At 58.3% G+C, this 19,438-nt stretch carries 16 protein-coding genes and 1 riboswitch; of the genes, 6 read left to right on the forward strand and 10 right to left on the reverse strand.

Annotated elements, in window-relative coordinates; all coding sequences use genetic code 11:
• Window positions 1–5 precede the first annotated feature (5 nt).
• Entirely contained in the window at window positions 6–761 is a 756-nt protein-coding gene (locus QPL96_RS11840; RefSeq protein ID WP_303287574.1) for a DUF3581 family protein, read from the forward strand.
• The gene (locus QPL96_RS11845; RefSeq protein WP_303287575.1) at window positions 742–1,218 is read left to right on the forward strand and encodes a peroxiredoxin; all 477 of its coding nucleotides are present in this window, start codon (window positions 742–744) and stop codon (window positions 1,216–1,218) included. Before QPL96_RS11840 ends, QPL96_RS11845 begins: the two co-directional genes overlap by 20 nt.
• A gap of 74 nt (window positions 1,219–1,292) precedes the next feature.
• On the opposite strand, the gene ahpC is transcribed toward QPL96_RS11845, so the two are convergent.
• Together ahpC and QPL96_RS11855 are read right to left on the reverse strand one after the other, a co-directional pair.
• Complete coding sequence (ahpC, locus tag QPL96_RS11850; RefSeq protein ID WP_303287576.1) at window positions 1,293–1,856, reverse strand: alkyl hydroperoxide reductase subunit C; 564 nt, start codon at window positions 1,854–1,856, stop codon at window positions 1,293–1,295.
• Window positions 1,857–1,985: 129 nt separating this feature from the next.
• Window positions 1,986–2,189: a hypothetical protein gene (locus QPL96_RS11855; RefSeq protein ID WP_303287577.1), complete on the reverse strand. Its 204-nt coding sequence runs from the start codon at window positions 2,187–2,189 to the stop codon at window positions 1,986–1,988.
• A 109-nt stretch (window positions 2,190–2,298) separates the two neighbouring features.
• Here QPL96_RS11855 and QPL96_RS11860 point away from each other — a divergent pair, with 109 nt between their 5' ends.
• From QPL96_RS11860 to QPL96_RS11875, 4 genes are all read left to right on the forward strand, one after another.
• Window positions 2,299–4,923 carry an EAL domain-containing protein gene (locus QPL96_RS11860; RefSeq protein WP_303287578.1) on the forward strand — a complete coding sequence of 875 codons (2,625 nt, stop codon included), beginning with the start codon at window positions 2,299–2,301 and terminating at the stop codon, window positions 4,921–4,923.
• Window positions 4,904–5,494 carry a DUF4398 domain-containing protein gene (locus QPL96_RS11865; protein WP_303287579.1) on the forward strand — a complete coding sequence of 197 codons (591 nt, stop codon included), beginning with the start codon at window positions 4,904–4,906 and terminating at the stop codon, window positions 5,492–5,494. Before QPL96_RS11860 ends, QPL96_RS11865 begins: the two co-directional genes overlap by 20 nt.
• 23 nt (window positions 5,495–5,517) lie before the next feature.
• Window positions 5,518–6,324 (forward strand): OmpA family protein, encoded by an 807-nt coding sequence (locus QPL96_RS11870; protein WP_303287580.1) that lies wholly within the window; start codon window positions 5,518–5,520, stop codon window positions 6,322–6,324.
• A 217-nt stretch (window positions 6,325–6,541) separates the two neighbouring features.
• Entirely contained in the window at window positions 6,542–8,707 is a 2,166-nt protein-coding gene (locus QPL96_RS11875; protein WP_303287581.1) for a molybdopterin-dependent oxidoreductase, read from the forward strand.
• Window positions 8,708–8,881: 174 nt separating this feature from the next.
• On the opposite strand, the gene QPL96_RS11880 is transcribed toward QPL96_RS11875, so the two are convergent.
• The 8 genes from QPL96_RS11880 to urtC form a co-directional block, all read right to left on the reverse strand.
• On the reverse strand, window positions 8,882–10,018 hold the full coding sequence (locus tag QPL96_RS11880) for a porin (protein ID WP_303287582.1): 1,137 nt from the start codon (window positions 10,016–10,018) through the stop codon (window positions 8,882–8,884).
• 249 nt (window positions 10,019–10,267) lie between these two features.
• Window positions 10,268–11,446 (reverse strand): ribonucleotide-diphosphate reductase subunit beta, encoded by a 1,179-nt coding sequence (locus QPL96_RS11885; protein WP_303287583.1) that lies wholly within the window; start codon window positions 11,444–11,446, stop codon window positions 10,268–10,270.
• Between the two features lie 83 nt (window positions 11,447–11,529).
• Window positions 11,530–14,295, reverse strand: a complete 2,766-nt coding sequence (locus QPL96_RS11890) for a ribonucleoside-diphosphate reductase subunit alpha (RefSeq protein ID WP_303287605.1) — start codon at window positions 14,293–14,295, stop codon at window positions 11,530–11,532.
• Window positions 14,296–14,474: 179 nt separating this feature from the next.
• A riboswitch (cobalamin riboswitch) is annotated at window positions 14,475–14,754 on the reverse strand.
• Between the two features lie 95 nt (window positions 14,755–14,849).
• A complete protein-coding gene (locus tag QPL96_RS11895; RefSeq protein ID WP_303287584.1) occupies window positions 14,850–15,203 on the reverse strand; it encodes a zinc ribbon domain-containing protein in 354 nt (117 codons plus the stop codon).
• Window positions 15,204–15,206: 3 nt separating this feature from the next.
• Window positions 15,207–16,439: a formamidase gene (fmdA, locus tag QPL96_RS11900; RefSeq protein WP_303287585.1), complete on the reverse strand. Its 1,233-nt coding sequence runs from the start codon at window positions 16,437–16,439 to the stop codon at window positions 15,207–15,209.
• Window positions 16,440–16,785: 346 nt separating this feature from the next.
• Window positions 16,786–17,475 carry an urea ABC transporter ATP-binding subunit UrtE gene (gene urtE / locus QPL96_RS11905; protein WP_303287586.1) on the reverse strand — a complete coding sequence of 230 codons (690 nt, stop codon included), beginning with the start codon at window positions 17,473–17,475 and terminating at the stop codon, window positions 16,786–16,788.
• Window positions 17,476–17,477: 2 nt separating this feature from the next.
• Window positions 17,478–18,236, reverse strand: coding sequence for an urea ABC transporter ATP-binding protein UrtD (urtD, locus tag QPL96_RS11910; RefSeq protein ID WP_303287587.1), 759 nt, complete (start codon window positions 18,234–18,236; stop codon window positions 17,478–17,480).
• Window positions 18,236–19,435: an urea ABC transporter permease subunit UrtC gene (urtC, locus tag QPL96_RS11915; RefSeq protein ID WP_303287588.1), complete on the reverse strand. Its 1,200-nt coding sequence runs from the start codon at window positions 19,433–19,435 to the stop codon at window positions 18,236–18,238. The genes urtD and urtC overlap by 1 nt, the downstream gene beginning before the upstream one ends.
• Between the last annotated feature and the right edge of the window lie 3 nt (window positions 19,436–19,438).

Here is a 19,438-nt window from a genome sequence, read left to right on the forward strand (position 1 = left end):
AACGCATGTTTCTAGACCGTTTCCACTCCGTCCAGGACGGACAGGTAATCATATCGGCCCTGCAGGCCAGTCAGTTCGCCAAGGAAATCGCGGGCGATTTCAACCCCATCCACGATCCGGATGCCCGCCGCTTCTGCGTCCCCGGGGACCTGCTCTTCGCCATTGTTCTGGCGCGCTTCGGGCTCTCGGAAAACATGACCTTCCGGTTCCGTAGCCTGCTCGGCGAGAGTGTGCCGCTCAGGTTCGTGGAGACTGAGAACGCCATCGAGGTCTGCGATGATGCGGAAAAAGTCTATATTGAAGTGGCCCGCAGTGGCGCCCGGACCCAGGACAAACAACTGATCGAGGACATCACCCGCGCCTACGTGGCGGCCTCCGGCAAGAACTTCCCCCATACCCTGAAGCCTTTGATGGAGTCGAACGGGGTGATGTTCAATCCCGACCGCCCGATGGTCATGTACGAGAGCATGAGCCTGGCCCTGGACAACCTGGACCTGCCGTCGCCGGGCCTCAAGCTGCACCAAGCGACTCTGGATGCAGCCGGGAAACGGGGCAACGTTCTCCTTGAATACCAACTGACCGCAGACGGCAAAACCGTGGGCGAAGTCACCAAACGCCTGGTTCTCAGCGGCCTGCGGCCTTATTGCGCGGATGCCATGGCCGGCGTCATTGAGGAGTTCTATCGCCTCAAGGCCCGTGGTGCGAACTACTTCAACAATGACAACAACGGAGGTGTGAGCCATGCCAATCCAGCCCGGTGATACCCTGCCAGACATCGAACTTCAGGTAATGGGCGACAACGGCCCGGAAAAGGTCCGCACCGGCGACCTCTTTGCCGGCAAAAAAGTCGTGCTGTTTGCCGTACCAGGGGCCTTCACGCCCACCTGTTCAGCGGCCCATCTGCCCGGCTTCGTAGTAAACGCCGACAAGCTTCGCGCCAAAGGCGTCGACAGCATCATATGCACCTCCGTCAACGACACCTTCGTGATGGATGCCTGGGGCAAGGCCCACAATGCTGAAGACCTCATTATGCTGGCCGATGGTCTGGCCGAGTTTGCCAAAGCCCTCGATCTGGCCCAGGACCGGACCACCAGCCAGATGGGCATCCGCAGCCAGCGTTATGCGATGATCGTCAACGACGGCAAAGTGGAACTGCTGAACATCGATGCCCAGGGCCTGGACCAGACCAGCGCCGAATCCATCCTCGACGCGCTCTGAGCAAACCTTTTCCAGAAACAAAAAACCCCGGAAAATCGGGGTTTTTTGCTCTTAAGTTTCTCGCGCGGAGAAACTCAGATCTTGCCAACCAGGTCCAGGGACGGCGCCAGTGTTGCCTCGCCTTCCTTCCACTTGGCCGGGCAAACTTCGCCAGGATGGTTACGAACGTACTGGGCAGCCTTGACCTTGCGCATCAGGTCGTCAGCGTCACGGCCAATACCTTCAGCGGTGATCTCCATCGCCTGGATAACGCCATCCGGGTCGATCAGGAAGGTGGCGCGGTCTGCCAGGCCCTGGCCTTCACGCATCACACCGAAGTTGTTGGTGATGGTGCCGGTCTGGTCGCCTACCATGTAGTAGCTGATCTTGCCGATGGTCTCGGAGCTGTCGTGCCACGCCTTGTGGGTGAAGTGGGTGTCGGTGGACACAGAAAACACTTCAACGCCCAGCTTCTGCAGCTCTTCGTATTTGTCCGCAACGTCGCCCAGCTCGGTCGGGCAAACGAACGTGAAGTCGGCCGGGTAGAAGAAAAATACCGCCCACTTGCCTTTTACGTCGGCTTCGCTGATTTCAACGAACTCACCGTTCTTGAAAGCAGTAGCGCTGAACGGCTTAATCTCGCTGTTAATAATGCCCATTAAAGATAACTCCTTGTTGATGGATTCATAAGTTAATGAATTGACGACGCATACCATAACGGGTGTTGGACGCCCGGATAAAATTGATAATTTCCAAACCAAAGATAGCCACTGCCTATACATGGGGTCTTAACCCGCAAGTTCAATCTTCCGGAAGTCCAGCTGGAACCGCATGGTCAGCCCCACCATCGCCAGGCAGGGGTTCTGCAGGTCCGGCCATTCGACGCCGGCCCTGGACCGGATAAAGCCGCAGGACTCATCCGGAACCCTCGGATAGCGGCTCTGGCGCGACTGGATAAGGAAGGGCAGCAGAAACTTGGTGATGTAGCGCAAATCACTACGTTAAATAGTGAATTCAGGCTTTCTTGCCGGGAAAAGGCGAGTAAGCTGAATGATGCGATAGCAAGAAAAGTCTGACGGCCACCAAACGGGGTTGCTGTTCGTGATCCTTAACAAAGCTCTGCGTATCTTCATTCCGGTCCTGGCTTCCTGTGTCCTGCAACTTGCCAGCGCAGACTCAGGCACGATCACTATTACCCCGGATGCGCCCATCGACAGCCATTTTCAGTATTGGGAAGACCCAGGCGCCGATGCCGGGATAGACAAAGTCCTGACAATTCCCGAGTCAGAATGGCAGCTCAAACCCTCGGGCAAGGCTACATTCGGTATTACCGGCTCCGCCTACTGGCTTCGGCTATCGGTGCAGAACCAGACCCGCCAGGACCAGCTCCTGATCGCCGAGCTTGCCTACCCCCAGCTCGATGACGTCGTGTTCCACGAGTTCTCCGGAAACACCCTGCTTCGCGAATTCAGAACCGGAGATACCCGCCCGTTTTATCCGAGGGATGTCGACCATCCCAATATGCTGCTGCGATTTCAGCTCGCACAGGACACCACCAAAACCCTCTATATCCGCGTAGCCACCGCGGGCTCCATGGTAGTGCCCCTGCGACTCTGGCGCCAAAAGGACTTCTATGAAGCCGTTGCCAATGAAGACAAACTGCATTTCTTCTACTACGGCAGCCTGACGGTCATTATCCTGATCAATCTGGCCGTGTTCCTCACTCTGCGGGAAAAGCTGTATCTGTTCTACGCCCTGGCCATCTTCGGCTATCTCGTGTTCTTTGCCTCCTTCCGGGGTTTCACCCTTCAGCATCTCTACCCGAACGCCCCGCTTCTTCATGCCCATGTGCTGTTGCTGTCCATGCCCTTCCTGGCCATATTCTCGATTCTCTTCTGTGTGGAGTTCCTGAAAATACGCTCCCACAGCCCACGTTTGCAACGGGCGTTGCTGGGACTGCTGGTCTTCGAAATTGCGTTCTTCCTGAGCGCGCCATTGCTCGACTACGAGACTGGAGTCCGAATCGCAGCGGTCTCCGCTTTTATCTTTTCCTCACTGTTGTTGGTGGCCGGGCCCATCGCCTGGGCGGCCGGTGTTCGGGCAGGTGTCTTTTTCACCATCGCCTGGTCGCCACTTGCCTTGGGCGTTTCAGCAACCGCCGGCCTGGCGCTTGGCCTGTTGCCGGAGAGTTTCTTCACCGAATACGCCATGCAGATTGGCTCGGGGCTTGAGGCGTTCATACTGACCCTCGCACTTGCGGATCGGCTTTACCGTGAGCGGGAACAGAAAATACAGGCCCAGGCCGATAACCTTCAGAAAGAAAAAGCCCGCAGCGAGGTCCAGGACCGACTGAATGAGGCACTCACCCATGATCCGGTTACCGGCCTGCCCAACCGGAACCGATTCGAACGGATGGTCGACGAGCAACTGGAACGTAACCCCAATGGGCGCTATATGGTCGGCGTGGCCCGGGTGTCACGGCTGAAGGAGATCAACCGTACGCTCGGCCTGGAGCGAAGTGAGCGCATGCTAAAGCGCAAGGCTGAGCAAATGAGCGAACTGGCTGGAAGCCTGCCGATGGTCCACGCAACCCTCGACAATCAGGGCCGGCAAGAACGGGTGTACCAGCTCTCCGGAGACAGTTTCGGCCTGTTCGTCAATGTCAGCAAAGCCGGTGGCGACTTCCAGCCCCTGAACCAGGCGCTCAAACGACTGGCTGAACCGGTGTTACTGGATCATCTTGCCATCGAACCCAACCTGAGATTCGGGGCCGCCAGCTATCCCGAGCACGGCACAAAGGCCGCAATGCTGATTCGGAATGCCCATGTCGGCATGGAAATGACACCCCACGGCTCCTTCGAAACCGGCGTTTACTCCAGCAAGAACGACATCTACAGTGAGAGCCGGCTGACGCTGATGTCGGATCTTCGGCGCGCCCTTCACCAGAACCAGACCCAGTTGCATTATCAGCCCAAACTGGATCTCAAAACCGGACAGGTCGTGGGTGTGGAAGCCCTGATCCGCTGGCATCATCCTGAAAGGGGCTGGGTGCCTCCCGTCGAGTTTATTCCACTGGCCGAAAAAACCGGCGTTATCAAACATCTGACCCGATGGGTTGTGGACCAGGCCCTGAACGATCTCAAAACCCTCCACCAGGTTGATCCGGCACTGACCGTGTCAGTGAATGTATCCGCCCGGGATCTGATCTCGTCGGAGCTGAAAGGCCTGTTCGAGACCCGGATGAAGCGTTACCAGCTAAAGCCCGATCAGATTACCGTGGAACTCACCGAAACCGCAGCCATGGATGACCCCGAGAAAGGGCTCGCGACACTGGAAGGGCTGGCCAAAACCGGACTGAAAATCTCGATAGATGACTTCGGTGCCGGCTACTCTTCCCTGTCTTACCTTAAGCGGCTACCGGCCACGGAAATCAAACTGGACTGTGCACTGGTGCAGGATATCGATTCCAGTGAAAGCTCCCGAATGATTGTGGAAACGGCGATCAACATGGGCCACGGTCTGGGCTTTCAGGTAGTGGCAGAAGGCGTGGAAACAGAGCAGACGGCCCGTCTGCTACAAGGCATGGGTGCTGGCCTGTTACAAGGCTATTGGCTCTGCCGCCCCATAGCCCTCAGCGAATTAAGCAACTGGCTGGTGGTTCAAAAACAGTCTCCCCGCGCTCGCCACCCGTGCGGTGCTCTCCGGTATGGAGAACACCATCGGTGAACTGATGACACCGGTGACAGCGACGTTACCGCACCGCCATACCGTCGTCGAAGCGCTGGCAATTACCCTGCGGTTTCGTGGTAGCAAACCGAGCGCCGTTGGCTATACTGAAACACAGCGCATTTCACTTTATTTAACAATATGGCCAGTACCGTTGCGCTGCGGATTATGTTGTGAACATGGGAGTTCCTGTATGAAACCGCACCTTTCACTGACCCGCACTCTGACCACTCTCACGTTGGCGACCCTTTTAGCCGCCTGTGCCGGGCCGGGGCCAAAGCCCAACAGCGAGCTGCAGTCTGCAGAATCCGCCATCAAACAGGCCGAGGCCGCGGACGCCCGAAGATTCGAGCCTGTGTTGCTGAATGAAGCGAAAAACAAAGTGGCCGATGCTCGCGGTCTCATGGACAAAGAACGGTATAAGGAAGCCAGGCGCTTGCTGGAGCAGGCCGAGGTCGATGCGCAGCTCGCTGGCGCGCGCTCTGAGACCGAAAAGGCTCAGCAAGCGGTTGCCGAGATCAACAGCAACATCGAAAACCTCCGCAAGCAGATCAATTCAAATCAGCAGTAAGCCCGGCGACAGGAGACACGAAAATGAACCTTACACTATCTATCGGTTTTGCGGTCGGGCTGTTGGCACTTGTGACTGGATGCGCAAGCACACCCAGGCAGAATGCCGGCATTGACGAAGCGAGGGCGGCATACACGGAAATAGAGCGGGACCCGAACGTCGCGCGCAGTGGTGCGGCACAACTGCGCCAGGCCAAGATCGAACTGGATCGTGCCCAGGCGCTGTTAAATGAGGGCGCTGACGTAAACCGCGTCGAACACGCAGCCTACCTGGCAAAGCGTCACGCCGAGATCGCCATGCAGCAGGGCAAGCGTGCCGATCTGGAAGAAGAGGTCAGCTCTGCGGAAGAGCGCCGCAAACAGCTGATGTTGCAAATGAAGTCCAAAGAGGCGAATGAGGCACGCATGGAGGCAGAAGCGCTGAGGGCTGAAATGGCCGCTCTCAAAGCGGAGAAAACCGAGCGTGGCATGGTGCTTACGTTGGGTGATGTGCTCTTTGACCTCAATAAAGCCGATCTGAAAGCCTCCGGCAAGCGCACCGTGGAGCGACTGGCTGATTTTATGAAGCAGTACCAGGAGCGCCGGGTACGTATTGAAGGCTACACGGACAGCACAGGCTCTGCCGAATACAACCAGGGGTTGTCGGAGCGACGCGCCAAGTCGGTTCAGAGCGAGCTGTTGGATCAGGGAATATCCGGTAACCGTATTGAGGTGGAAGGCTATGGCGAGGCCTATCCCGCTGCCACCAACGATACCAGTGCAGGGAGACAGCAGAATCGCCGAGTGGAGATCGTGATTTCGGATGAATCCGGCATAATCAATGCACGTTAACTTTCTCAATGAGACTGCCATCCCCATCGCCGGCGACAAAAACACCGCTAATCCAGGTTCCACGCATCAGGAAGGCGTGGAACCATTCGAAGGCATTGCGGCTGGGATTTGCCGGGGTTGACTTGGTTTGTGTGGCTTACGACGGTCTGTTTTTTTGCCCGGTTGTGCCACACTTCCCGAACCAACAACGACAACACCCAAAACCGAGCCTGTCGATATGAGCGAGAACGAGACCCAGACCCACTATCGCACCTGCAACATCTGTGAAGCCATGTGTGGCCTCGAAATCAGGCATCGGGGCAACGAGATCCTGTCGATCAGGGGCGACAACGACGACCCGTTCAGCCGAGGCCATATCTGCCCAAAAGCGGTTGCCCTCCAGGACTTCTACAACGACAAGGACCGCCTGAAAACACCGCTCCGGCGTACCGCCGACGGCTGGCAGGAAATCCGCTGGGACGAGGCGTTTGAAGAGATCGCCGCCCGTTTTCGTGGCGTCCAGGAGGAACATGGCAAGGATGCGGTCGGTGTTTATCTTGGCAACCCCAACGCCCATAACTTCGGCAATGCCATTATGTTGCCGCGGTTCTTCAAGGCCCTGGGCACCAACAATCGCTACAGCTCCGCCTCCGCCGATCAGTTGCCCCACCACGTGGCGTCCAACTACATGCTCGGCGCCGGCATGCTCATTCCGATTCCAGACATCGACCACACCGATTTCATGCTGATCATCGGGGCTAACCCGATTGTCTCCAACGGCAGCCTGATGACAGCTCCGGGTGTGGGCAAACGGCTCAAGGCGATCCAGCAGCGAGGTGGCAAGGTGGTGGTGGTTGATCCCCGCCGCACCGAGACCGCCAGGAAGGCCGACCAGCACCTGTTTATCCGCCCCGAGACCGACGCCCTGTTCATGCTCGCGCTGGTGCACACCCTGTTTGATGAACAGCTGGTGACTCTTGGCCACCTGGCATCCCGGATTGACGGCCTGGACCAACTGGCCAATGCGGTTCAATCCTACTCGCCGGAGTCCGTGGCGGAGGCCTGCGGCATGCCCGCCACCGCCATTCGCGATCTGGCGCGGGCGATGGCCGCCGCCAAGAGCGCCGTTTGCTACAGTCGCATGGGGGCCTCCACCCAGTCGTTCGGTGGCCTCTGCCAGTGGCTGAACAACGTACTGAACATACTCACCGGCAATTTTGATCGCCGGGGTGGCGCCATGTTCCCGCAACCGGCGTTCGATCTGGTGCGGGATAAAAAGGGCAAACCCAGCGCCTATGGCCGCCATGAATCCCGGGTGAGGAAACTGCCCTATTTCAACAACGAGTTCCCGGTCGCCACCCTGGCCGATGAAATCCTGGCAACCGGCGACGGCCAGATCCGGGCCATGATCACCATCGCCGGCAACCCGGTGCTCTCCGCTCCCGGCGGGGCGCGGCTGGAGGCGGCTTTCAAGGCGCTGGATTTCATGGTATCCGTGGATATCTACCTGAACGAAACCACCCGCCATGCGGACATCATCCTGCCGGCCACCACCGGCCTGGAAGTGCCCCATTTCGATGTCTTCTTCAATTCGTTTGCCGTGCGCAATACCGCCAAATTCTCCGGGCCGATGTTCGAGAAAACCCCCGATCAGAAACACGACTGGGAGATTCTCCGGGATCTGGCCCTGCACCTGACCGGGCTGGAAGACGATGGCGTCACCCCCGAGGCGATGCTGGATCTTGGCCTCAGGCACGGCGCCTATGGCAAACAGGGCATGAGTCTCGAGAAACTGAAAGCCAGCCCCCACGGTGTGGATCTGGGGCCACTGCAGCCCTGCCTGGCACAGCGCATCCAGACCGGGGACGGGATGATCCGGATCGCGCCGCAGCTGTACCTGGAGGATCTGAAACGCCTGGATGGCTCGGGCCTGCTGCAAGCTGACCGGAACAGCGACCATCCCTTCGCCATGATCGGCCGCCGGCTGCCACGCAGCCACAACACCTGGACCCAGAATTCCCACCGGCTGGTAAAAGGCAAAAACCCGTGCACCGTGCAGATCCATTCCGCCGATGCGCAAAAACTGGGCCTTGAGGACGGGCAGACTGCGGAAGTCAGATCAGCCACCGGCGCCATCCAGTTGCCGGTGGAGGTTAACGACGATATGTTCGAAGGGGTGATCAGCATCCCCCAGGGCTGGGGCCATAACCGGCCCGACACCGCTATGTCGGTCGCGGAGAGACAGCCGGGGGTGAGCATGAACGACGTGACGGATTGCCAACGCATCGATGCGCTGACAGGAAATGCGGCGTTTAACGGAACGCGGGTGGCGGTACGCGGCCTGACCGACGATCCCGGTTCTGCTCAGGCGCCTCCGAACCGGCCGCCACTGGCGTCAGCTTGAGACTGGGCGCCAGAGCGGCGGCAAGCTTTGGTGCTGAGGCAAGAGAATCCCCTGAGTCAGTCGCCTAACGCTGAGGTAACGGGCGCCGAGCCGCATGAGGCAGCCATTGCCGCAGTAATCGCCGGTTTCGTCCGTTGCTTTTTCAGCATGTTTCGTCTCCTGGATGTTGGGTCGTTAAATCTGGAACTGCACGCCAAATGTGACGGTGTCGGTATCCTTACCCTTGGCGCCGCTGGCATTCGCGTCGCCACTGGTTGCGTTGAGGTTCAACTTGAGGTTGTGTCCGGAAATAATGTAGTTGACACCCAGTTCCGTGAGTGAACTGCTTTCGCCGGACGAGGGGTCGTTGCTGGTGTAGCGAACATAGGGCTGGTAACGGCCCGGACCAACATTGCCAGGCATCAGGAAAGCGGCAGAAGCAAAATAGGCATCGCCGTCGAACATCGAGAACACGGGAACCGCTGCATTGGTATCCACCTCAAAGGATTTATATTCACCTTCGAGAGTAACCACGCCACCCCCCTCCAAAGGTTTCTCAAACAGACCGTCTATTGCGTACCCGGAGAACGAACCGCTTTGTGCCGCGGTGCCATACCCATCGTCCTGATACTGACCGGAAATGGCCAGCGTCAGGATATCTCCGCCTTTCCCAAAGTAGGTGCTGCTGGTGTAATAGCCCGGGTTGGCTTCTTTGTTGAGGAAGTTAAAAGCCAGACGAGCGGCGTACAGAGGGGCATCACTCTGGTTCTCGGCAGCACTGTAACCGTCAAATACGCCGATTGCGTACTGGAACTTGTTTAGCGAACCCCAGATGGTCGCGCCCTCGTCGCGGGCAAAGGTACCTGCTACGCCGTCAGCGCCGTTGCTGACATCATTGTCGGAGGGGTACAACGGCACGGTGTACTGTCCCCAGGTCAGGCCGTAAAACGGCCCGTTCATTTCAATGCGGTCGGCGGGTGTCAGCATGCGGCCGACCCATACATTGAATACTTCGCCTGGCTCATACTGGACAATGGCGTCCAGCACACCGTATTCGCCCCACATTTTTTCGGTACCGAAATAAAACTTGAAGTCGTCAGTAACCTGGCCTGATATATACAGGCGCATGTTTTCCAGAGTGAAATCACTGCTTCTGCCACCGTCCGGTGCCCCGTTATCTGCCGAGGCGATGGAGGTCCGAATACCGGCTCCAACGCTGATCCAGCGAGTATCGTCGATCACGATTTTTCCGGCGGCGAGAACCGGCGCTCCGGTTGCGGCCAATAGACTTCCGACAATCAGAGATTTCCCAATTACATTTTTCTTCTGCATTTCGAGGTTCCTGTTGTTGTGGCCAGGGCCGTTAAAAATCAACACCAATGTCAGGGCAAGCGCGTGAACATGGGACAACCAGCGCTTTCATGACTGTCGAGTCTAAAGGCGTGCCAAGCGGAGTAGAATGGGGTATTTGGCGCAGGTCCATACGTCAAATGACGCATACCGTTCGTGGGATAACAGCTACGACCCATTCTTTTCACCCGGAAGCAAAGGCCAAGCTCCTGGAGTCAGTCAGTGACGTGCTCACCACTCCAGTTGCGCTCCGGTCTGGTACTCAATCACCCGGGTCTCGAAGAAGTTCTTTTCCTTGCGCAGGGTGGCCTGTTCATCCAGCCAGGGTGAGACGTTCTTTGCCCCCGGAAACGGCTCTTCCAGGCCCACCGTTCTTGCCCGGCGGTTGGCCACGAAGCGGAACTGCTCGCTGTGGTACTCGGCGGAGTAACCCAGGATGGGGTCGCGCAGGATGTAGTTGGCGTAGTCGATTTCCGCCGCTTCGGATTCGTCCCACATCTCGCGCACGGCTTTGGGGTCGAAGGTAATGTTCTCCTCTTCCAGGATCTGATTCACCACGTTCAGGCCGAAGGAAAAGTGCATGGCTTCGTCCCGGAGGATGTACTGCAACTGCTCACCGGTGCCGCGCATCAGGCCCCGGCGCTGCAGCGCGAAGATGGGGCTGAAGCCATTGTAAAACCAGCTGCCTTCGAACACCGCCGCAAAGAACAGGTAGGACATGATGAATGCCTGCAAGTCGTCGCGGTTGCGCAGGTTCATGTCCGGGCGCATGGCGGCATCCAGCCGGTGATTGGCGATCTGGATCTTGCCGTTGATGGCGGGCACCACCCGGTAGCGGTTGTAGATCTCGCTCTGGTCCAGGTTCAGGGTTTCGATGCAGTGCTGGTAGGCCCATGTGTGCATGGCTTCTTCATACACCTGCCGGGCCTGGTAGATCTGCAATTCCGGCGCGCTCATCTTTTCCATCACGGCCAGGCCAATGTTGCGCATGGCGAGGATGTCGGAGGTGGTTAGGTAAGCCAGCACGTTTTCGTAGACGTGTTTTTCCGGCGCGGTGAGCCGATGGTGGTAGTCATGAACATCCTGGGCCATGTTCACGTCCAGGGGGGTCCAGTGGTTTTTGTTGGCGTTGATGAAGTATTCCCAGGCCCAGGGGTACTTGAACGGCGCCAGCTGGTTGATGTCGGTATTGCCGTTGACGACACGTTTGTCGTCGACATTTACGGGGGCCGGGGCGCCCGGGTTGGTGCCTTTGGATGCGGTTTTCGGTTCGTCGTCCCAATCGAGCATTTGTCTTACCTCTGAGGTCTTTGTCCGCCTGGCCTGCTTGCCGTGGGGGCGGAACCGGTCTGGCATCCCCTCCCGAAAACCGCCCGAGAATACGTCCATGTAGGGCTTGGCTGTGGCCATCCTTGGCCACAGACATTTTTAGGAGGGGATGCCAGACCGGTTCTTCGGGCTTGGCAGTTATAATCTTTGGCGTATGTCAGCGGTTACTGACACGCCTCGCAGTCCGGGTTGTCGATGCTGCACACCAGGGGCTGTGGCGCCGACACCGGGGCGTTTTTCTCGGCGCCGGTGGCGCCCAGGGAACGCAGGTAGTAGGTGGTTTTCAGGCCCCGCTCCCAGGCGAGCTGGTAGAGCGCGTCGAGCTTCTTGCCGCTGGGTTCGGCCATGTACAGGTTGAGGCTCTGGGCCTGGTCGAGCCATTTCTGCCGGCGGGCGGCGGCTTCCACCAGCCATCTCGGGTCAATCTCGAACGCGGTGGCGTAGCGGGCTTTCAGTGCCGCCGGAATACGGTCAATCTGCTGCACGGAGCCGTCGAAGTATTTCAGGTCGTTGACCATCACGTTGTCCCAAAGGCCTTCAGCCTTGAGATCCCGAACGAGGGAAGGATTCACCACCGTGAACTCGCCGGAGAGGTTCGATTTCACAAACAGGTTCTGGTACGCCGGCTCAATGGACTGGGACACGCCGACGATGTTGGAAATGGTCGCCGTGGGGGCAATGGCCATGACGTTGCTGTTGCGCATACCGTGTTGGGCAATCAGTTCCCGAACCGGGGTCCAGTCCAGCCGGGCGTTGGTGTTTACGGACAGGTCCCCTTCCCTGCGTGCGTTTTTGAGCAGGCTGATGGAGTCGATGGGCAGGATGCCTCGCTGCCAGAGGGAGCCGTCATAGCTGTCGTAGGCTCCCCGCTCGCCCGCCAGCCTGGCCGAGGCGCGGATCGCGAAATAGCTGAGCTGTTCCATGGCCACGTCCGCAAACTCCACCGCTTCCGGGCTGGAGTACGGCAGACCCAGTTGGTAAAGCGCATCCTGGAAGCCCATCAGGCCGAGCCCCACTGGGCGGTGCTTCAGGTTGGAGCTGCGGGCTTGGGGCACCGCGTAGTAGTTGATGTCGATGACGTTATCGAGCATCCGCACCGCGGTGTTCACGGTGCACTCCAGCCGCTGCACATCCAGCTCGCCGTGGGTGATGTGGGCGGCCAGGTTCACCGAGCCCAGATTGCACACGGCAATTTCATCAGCGCTGGTGTTAAGGGTGATTTCCGTGCACAGATTGGAGCTGTGCACCACGCCCTGGTGCTGCTGGGGTGAACGCAGGTTGCAGGGGTCCTTGAAGGTGATCCAGGGATGGCCAGTCTCAAACAGCACGGTGAGCATCCTGCGCCACAGTTGTTTGGCCGGGATTTTCCTGAACAGCTTGATCTTGCCCTGCTCCGCCAGTGCCTCGTAATGCTCATAGCGTTCACGGAAGGCGTTACCGAACAGATCATGCAGATCCGGTACATCGCTGGGGGAGAACAGTGTCCAGTCGCGGTCTTCGCGCATGCGTTCGATCAGCAGGTCCGGTACCCAGTTGGCGGTGTTCATATCGTGGGTGCGACGGCGCTCGTCTCCGGTGTTCTTGCGCAGTTCCAGGAATTCCTCAAGGTCCAGGTGCCAGCTTTCCAGATAAGCACACACCGCGCCCTTGCGCTTGCCGCCCTGGTTCACTGCCACGGCGGTGTCATTCACCACTTTCAGGAAGGGCACCACGCCCTGGCTCTGGCCGTTGGTGCCCTTGATGTGAGCGCCCAGCGCCCGCACCGGTGTCCAGTCGTTGCCCAGTCCGCCGGCCCATTTTGAGAGCAGGGCGTTGTCGCGGATGGCGCCATAGATGTCTTCAAGATCGTCGCCGACGGTCGTCAGGTAGCAGGAAGACAGCTGGGAATGGCGGGTGCCGCTGTTGAACAGGGTCGGCGTGGAAGCCATATAGTCGAACGAGGACAGCAGATTGTAGAACTCGATGGCACGCTCATTCGGGTTGTCCTCCCGCAGGGACAGGCCCATGGCCACCCGCATGAAAAAGACCTGGGGCAACTCAAGGCGGGCCTTGTTCCAGTGCAGGAAGTAGCGGTCGAAAAGGGTTTGCAGACCCAGGAAGCCAAACTGCAGGTCCCGCTCCGGTTTCAGGGCAGCGCCCAGACGCGCCAGATCGAAGGTAGCCAGGGTTTTATCCAGCAATTCGTAGCGGATACCCGCTTCGATACAGGCTGACAAGGCCTGCGGATAGATCTCCGCCAGCGGCTGGCTGGTGGAGAGGTTCAGGGCGGAAGCCGTCTCCAGCCTCAACTGCTCCAGCAGAAGGCGAGCCGTCACGGCGTTGTAATTTGGCTCCCGCTCGATCCGGCTGCGGGCGGTCATGACCAGCGCGGAAAGTACGTCTTCCTCGGCGATGCCGTCATAAAGGTTGGTCAGCGCATCTTCCACCAGGGAGTCACCATCAATGCCTTCCAGCCCGGTGGCCGCCTGTTCCACCTGCAACTTCATAAGGCCCAGGTCCAGCGGAGCGATCTCGCCACCGGTCTTTTTAACGGTCAGGTGTGGGTGGGCTTCCACCGGGGCATGGCGGGCTCGCTCCCTGGCATGCTCTTCCCGGTACAGTACATAGGCGCGAGCCACTTTCTGCTCCTCGGCCCGCATCAGGGACAGTTCCACCTGGTCCTGAATGTCTTCGATGTGCACCTTGCCGCCGGCTTTCAATCGCCGGCCAATGGCGTGGACAACCTGCTCGGTGACCCGATGTACAGCGTCGTTAATGCGGGCCGAACCGGCGGCCTGGTCACCTTCCACGGCGAGAAACGCCTTGGTAACGGCAACACTGATCTTGGATGGATTAAAGCCCACGAGGGCACCGTTGCGTTTGATGACCTGGAGGGATTCGGTGTCGGTGTGCGGGGTTGGCCGGGGTTCGGCCAGCGCTGAGGCAGGCATGCGGTGTTCTCCTGAATACGCGTTGAATTCCATAACCTTCGCGTAGGCAGGACGAACCGGAAACACAGCGCCAATGGCTGGCAGACGTGCGTGCCGTGTGCGTTTGCTGCTCACCTTAATCCGGCCGAATGCAGGCGCCTGAATCGCGAAGGTGCAGTTGCGCTGTTTTCTGGTGTGGCAGGAAACAGCACCTCCCTGGCAGGTCTTCGGACTCAGGAGCATGAATCGTTGGATTCGGCCTTGCGTGGCGACTTCCCGGTTTGGAGCCCCTGGTTACCTCCTGAGTCGTCTCTGCCTGCTCTGAAAGCCAGAGGCGACTCAGGGGGTACCAGAGGCTCCTTGCCAGTGTCTTGATGCCACGCTCGTTCTCCAATACCGCTGCGCGTCAGTTCCGGATTCTCACCGGATTCCCGATACCCGGATGCTCAGAAAAACAACATCTGGTATGTAGCCAAGGATTAAACCACTATATACGCGGTATTCGGGAAGAACAAGGCGGGAAAACAAAAAAGGCCCCGAGAGGGCCAAATACATGCAGACTCAGTATCAGATCATCAATGGCTGATCATCCAGGGCCGCATGGAGGGAAACATTTTCTTCCCATCGGCAGTGTAGAAAAGCCTGTGCTTACCGTCCGACTTTTTCTTGCAGCCACAAGCTTTGCGGTGTTCGGCGTCCCGAGCCCGCTGGTCGGCGGTAGAGATAATCGGCTCATGCCGTGCCTTTTCGTTTCGATCTTCAGCCAGGTGCCTGGCCGGATCTATCCCAACCAGCTCAGGGGACAGCACAATTACCCTTGGCGACAGCGCCTTACAGCTGGGGCACTCGGAGGGACTTCCGGCCTCTGCCATCATACCCAGCGCCTGGAACAGGCCGTGCTCGCCGCACTTGTAGTCATACAGAGGCATGGCTTACTCCTTGTCCCGTGACAGGGGTACGTCAGTGCCGGGTGTGACTTTCTTGGTCGGTCCCTCCGCCGTCGGGTTGATGTCGAAGTCGAAAATCTCAGTCGGCAACCAGAGTGTGGCGCAGGCGTTGGGAACATCAACCACCCCACTGATGTGGCCTTCCACAGGCGCACAACCCAGTAGCGCATAGCCCTGAGCCGGTGTGTAACCGAATTTAGTCAGATACTCGATGGCGTTGAGGCAAGCCTGGCGATAGGCCACCTGCACATCCAGATAATGCTGTTTGCCTTCCTCATCCACCGAAATGCCTTCAAAGATGACGTAGTCTTCGTAGCGGGGCTTGATGGTACTGGGCTTGAACACTGGGTTCCTGATGCCGTATTCAGACATGCCATCCTTGATCAGGTTGACCCGCAAGTGAATCCAGCCGGCCATTTCAATCGCACCACAGAAGGTGATCTCACCGTCACCCTGGCTGAAGTGAAGGTCGCCCACCGACAAACCGGCACCCTTCACATACACCGGGAAATAGGCCTTGGAACCCCGGGACAGATCTTTTATATCGCAGTTGCCACCGTGCTCACGGGGCGGCACGGTACGAGCCGCTTCTGTCGCTGCTACCTTGGCGGCATCACCGGCGAGCTTGCCCAGGTGCGCAGTACCGGCGAAGGGCATGTTGGCGAGCCCGGGCACCCGGTTTGGCTCGGTATCGTAGAGTTCTTTCTCCCGGCGGTTCCACTCCGTCAACATCTCTTTGGATGGCAGGCAGCCAATCAGGCCGGGGTGTATCATTCCGGCGAATTCCACATTGGGTATGTGGCGGGACTTGGTGAACATGCCATTGAAATCCCAGATGGATTTCTGGGCCTCAGGGAAATGCTCCGTCAGGAAGCCGCCACCGTTTTTCTTGGCGAAAAAACCGTTAAACCCCCACTGGCTGTCCTGGAACGCACCAATATCCAGAATATCCACTTCCAGCAAGTCACCGGGCTCAGCCCCTTCAACGGCAACAGGGCCTGACAGGAAGTGCACCTGAGTCAGGTCCACATCCCGGATATCGTCAGCGCAGTCGTCATTTTTGATCTGCCCACCGGTCCAGTCGTAGCACTCCAGAACAAAATCATCCCCCGGCTTCACCGTCGCCGCCATAGGGATGTCCGGGTGCCACCGGTTGTGAATCTGTTCGTTCTCGTAAGCGGATTTGCTTCTGTCGATCTTGATAATGGTTTCGGCCATAACGGTCGCTCCTCGGTTCTTGGCGTCAGGGTTCAAAGCTGCGGCGCGCAGAGCCCGATGGTGTCTGCGCTGACGTGATTCACTATCGGTGATCCCCGCCGGGGAAGGTATTCGCGAAATACCCCCGGCGCCTACGTTATTCGACGTATTGGTGCTCAGAGACAGCCCTGCTCTGCACACCGGACTCAAACCGGTGGCGTTGGCCACCGCCACACCGGCGGTATCGTTACTGCTGGAAATATCACCGTGTCCCATTTCGCCTGCTGCTCATTGCGCAGCAGATATCACGAAGGTTCGGGAGATGCGGCGGTGAGGTCCTTTCGGGACCGAAAAGGCCTCCACCAACCTAAACAGCCAGATAACTGGCAATCTTGTCCTGATCGGCCTCTTCCCGGTTCTCTTCGTGCACGATGACCCCCTTCTCGATTACCAGAATCCGGTCTGCCGCATCCATCACAAAGCTCAGCACCTGCTCCGACACCAGAATCGACAGGCCCCGCTCATCACGGATGCGCCGCAGAGTCCGGGCAATATCCTTGATGATGTTGGGCTGGATGCCTTCGGTGGGTTCGTCCAGCAGAAGCACCTTGGGCCGGGTGGCCAGGGCCCGGGCGATGGCCAGCTGTTGCTGCTGGCCTCCGGACAGGTTGCCGCCCCGACGGTTCTGCATTTCCTTGAGCACGGGAAACAACTTGTACAGATCCTCAGGCACCTTCTTCTCGCCCACAGCGGCGAGGCCAGTCTCAATGTTTTCCCGTACCGTCAGGGTGGGAAAAATCATCCGCCCCTGAGGCACAAACCCGACGCCGGCGCGCACTCGCTGGAAGCTCTTCAGGTTGGAAAGGTTGATGCCATCAAGGCTGACTTCACCGCTTTTGTTGGGAGTCATGCCCACCAGGGATTTCATCAGCGTGGTCTTGCCCATGCCGTTACGGCCTACCACGGCGACAATCTCGTTTTTTCCCACATCAAGGTTCAGGTCCTCGATGATGGTGCTTTGGCCATAGGCCACCGAATGGTGTTTTACACTCAGCATGATCAGTGCCCCAGGTAGACTTCGATGACTTTCGGGTCCGATTTCACGTGCTCGATGGACCCTTCCGAGAGAACCTTGCCCTGATGCATGACCGTAACCCGGTCGGCAATGTCACCGACAAACTGCATGTCATGCTCGATCACCAGTACCGTATGATCCTTAGTGATCACCTTGAGCAGTTCCGCGGTTTTCTTGCGTTCCGCCACCGACATTCCGGCCACGGGCTCGTCCAGCATCAGCAGGTCAGGCTTCTGGATCAGCAGCATGCCAATCTCCAGCCACTGCTTCTGACCGTGGCTGAGCGAGGCCGCCGCTTCATTCAGGGCGCATGTCAGGAAGATGGTTTCTGCCACCTCTTCCACGGCCTCAATCACCGCCTTGTCCCGCTTGAAGGCCAGTGCCCCCATCACGCTGTGGCCCTGGGGGTAGGACACCTCGAGGTTTTCGAACACAGTCAGGTCCTCGAACACCGACGGTGTCTGGAACTTCCGGCCCACGCCCGAATGAACAATCTGGTGTTCCTTGAGTCGTGTCAGTTCCTTGCCTGCAAACCTGATGGACCCGGCTGTGGCCTTGGTTTTGCCGCAGATCAGATCCAGCACGGTGGTTTTACCGGCGCCATTGGGGCCGATAATGACCCGAATTTCCTTTGGATCAAGGTAGAAGGACAGGTCATCCACGGCCTTGAAACCATCGAATGACACCGTCAGGCCCTCGACCGCCAGCAGGAAATCCGTATCTTTGCCTTTGGCCACACTCATCACGATTTCTCCGGGCTGCAGGTATTGGTCATCGGATCATAATTGTCGGCTTTTTCAGCACTCGGCCTGGTCGCCACAGGCTCAGCTGCGGTTTTGAGCTCAGGTTTGCTGCGCTTGAAGAGGCGGTCTTCCAGAGGCATGACGTAGTTCTGGTATAGCCCGGCCAGACCGTTCGGGAAGGCCAGCACCACACCAATAAACAACGCACCCATGGCAAAGGGCCAGAGTTCCGGGAAGGTTTCGGAAAAACCGCTCTTGGCGGCGTTGACCAGCAAGGCACCGTAGACCGCACCGAGGATAGACAGCCGGCCACCAAGGGCGCAGAAGATCACCATCTCGATGGAGGCAACAATGCCGATGAACGACGGTGACATGAAACCGACAATCAGGGTGAACATCGCTCCCCCGATACCGGCAAAAGCAGCGGCCAGGCAGAACACGAAGATCTTGAAAGCCGCAACATCATAGCCCGAAAAGCGCACACGGGTTTCCTGGGCATTCATTGCAACGAGAATGCGCCCCAGCTTGCGATTCTGAACCATCCGTGCCACGAACAGGCATAGGAAAAGCAATCCAACCGTCACGAAGTAGAGGGTGTTTTTCGACGCATCGCTGCGGATATCCCAGCCCATCAGGGTCTGAAGGTCGGTAATGCCGTTGACGCCGCCGGTGTAGCCCTGCTGACCAATGATGAGAATGGTCAGAATCGCAGCGATGGCCTGGGTGATGATGGCGAAGTACACGCCACCCACACGGCGGGTAAACATGGCAAAACCGATGATGAACGCCAATAACACAGGCACGCCGACAATGGCGATAACCGTGAACGAGAAACTGTTGAACGGTTCCCAGAACCAGGGCAGTTCGGTGCGCTGGTTCCAGTCCATGAAATCCGGAATGCCGGGGGTAGACTGGATAGCGGTAGCTTCCGGCGAGGAGGCCTCCAGCTTCAGAAACATCGCCATGGAGTAGCCGCCCAGGCCAAAGAACACACCCTGACCCAGGCTGAGAATGCCGGCCTTACCCCAGCACATCACCAGACCGATAGCAACGAAGGCGTAGGTCAGGTACTTGCCTACCATGTTCAGCCGGAACGGGCCCAGAACCAGCGGCAGGACGGCAACCAGCAAAAGCACCAGTGCCAGGTAATACAGCCCCTCGCGGGAGGCAAACCATTTCAGGGGAGATAGACTCTTCATGAT

The organism is Marinobacter sp. SS8-8 (assembly GCF_030540945.1).
Lineage (GTDB): Bacteria > Pseudomonadota > Gammaproteobacteria > Pseudomonadales > Oleiphilaceae > Marinobacter.

Excerpts from the sequence above, each read along its gene's own strand:
- QPL96_RS11840 (WP_303287574.1), top strand. The coding sequence starts at position 6 with ATGTTTCTAGACCGTTTCCACTCCGTCCAGGACGGACAGGTAATCATA.
- QPL96_RS11845 (WP_303287575.1), top strand. The coding sequence starts at position 742 with ATGCCAATCCAGCCCGGTGATACCCTGCCAGACATCGAACTTCAGGTA.
- ahpC (WP_303287576.1), bottom strand. The coding sequence starts at position 1,856 with ATGGGCATTATTAACAGCGAGATTAAGCCGTTCAGCGCTACTGCTTTC.
- QPL96_RS11865 (WP_303287579.1), top strand. The coding sequence starts at position 4,904 with ATGGAGAACACCATCGGTGAACTGATGACACCGGTGACAGCGACGTTA.
- QPL96_RS11870 (WP_303287580.1), top strand. The coding sequence starts at position 5,518 with ATGAACCTTACACTATCTATCGGTTTTGCGGTCGGGCTGTTGGCACTT.
- QPL96_RS11875 (WP_303287581.1), top strand. The coding sequence starts at position 6,542 with ATGAGCGAGAACGAGACCCAGACCCACTATCGCACCTGCAACATCTGT.
- QPL96_RS11880 (WP_303287582.1), bottom strand. The coding sequence starts at position 10,018 with ATGCAGAAGAAAAATGTAATTGGGAAATCTCTGATTGTCGGAAGTCTA.
- QPL96_RS11885 (WP_303287583.1), bottom strand. The coding sequence starts at position 11,446 with ATGGCCACAGCCAAGCCCTACATGGACGTATTCTCGGGCGGTTTTCGG.
- QPL96_RS11890 (WP_303287605.1), bottom strand. The coding sequence starts at position 14,295 with ATGCCTGCCTCAGCGCTGGCCGAACCCCGGCCAACCCCGCACACCGAC.
- QPL96_RS11895 (WP_303287584.1), bottom strand. The coding sequence starts at position 15,203 with ATGCCTCTGTATGACTACAAGTGCGGCGAGCACGGCCTGTTCCAGGCG.
- fmdA (WP_303287585.1), bottom strand. The coding sequence starts at position 16,439 with ATGGCCGAAACCATTATCAAGATCGACAGAAGCAAATCCGCTTACGAG.
- urtE (WP_303287586.1), bottom strand. The coding sequence starts at position 17,475 with ATGCTGAGTGTAAAACACCATTCGGTGGCCTATGGCCAAAGCACCATC.
- urtD (WP_303287587.1), bottom strand. The coding sequence starts at position 18,236 with ATGAGTGTGGCCAAAGGCAAAGATACGGATTTCCTGCTGGCGGTCGAG.
- urtC (WP_303287588.1), bottom strand. The coding sequence starts at position 19,435 with ATGAAGAGTCTATCTCCCCTGAAATGGTTTGCCTCCCGCGAGGGGCTG.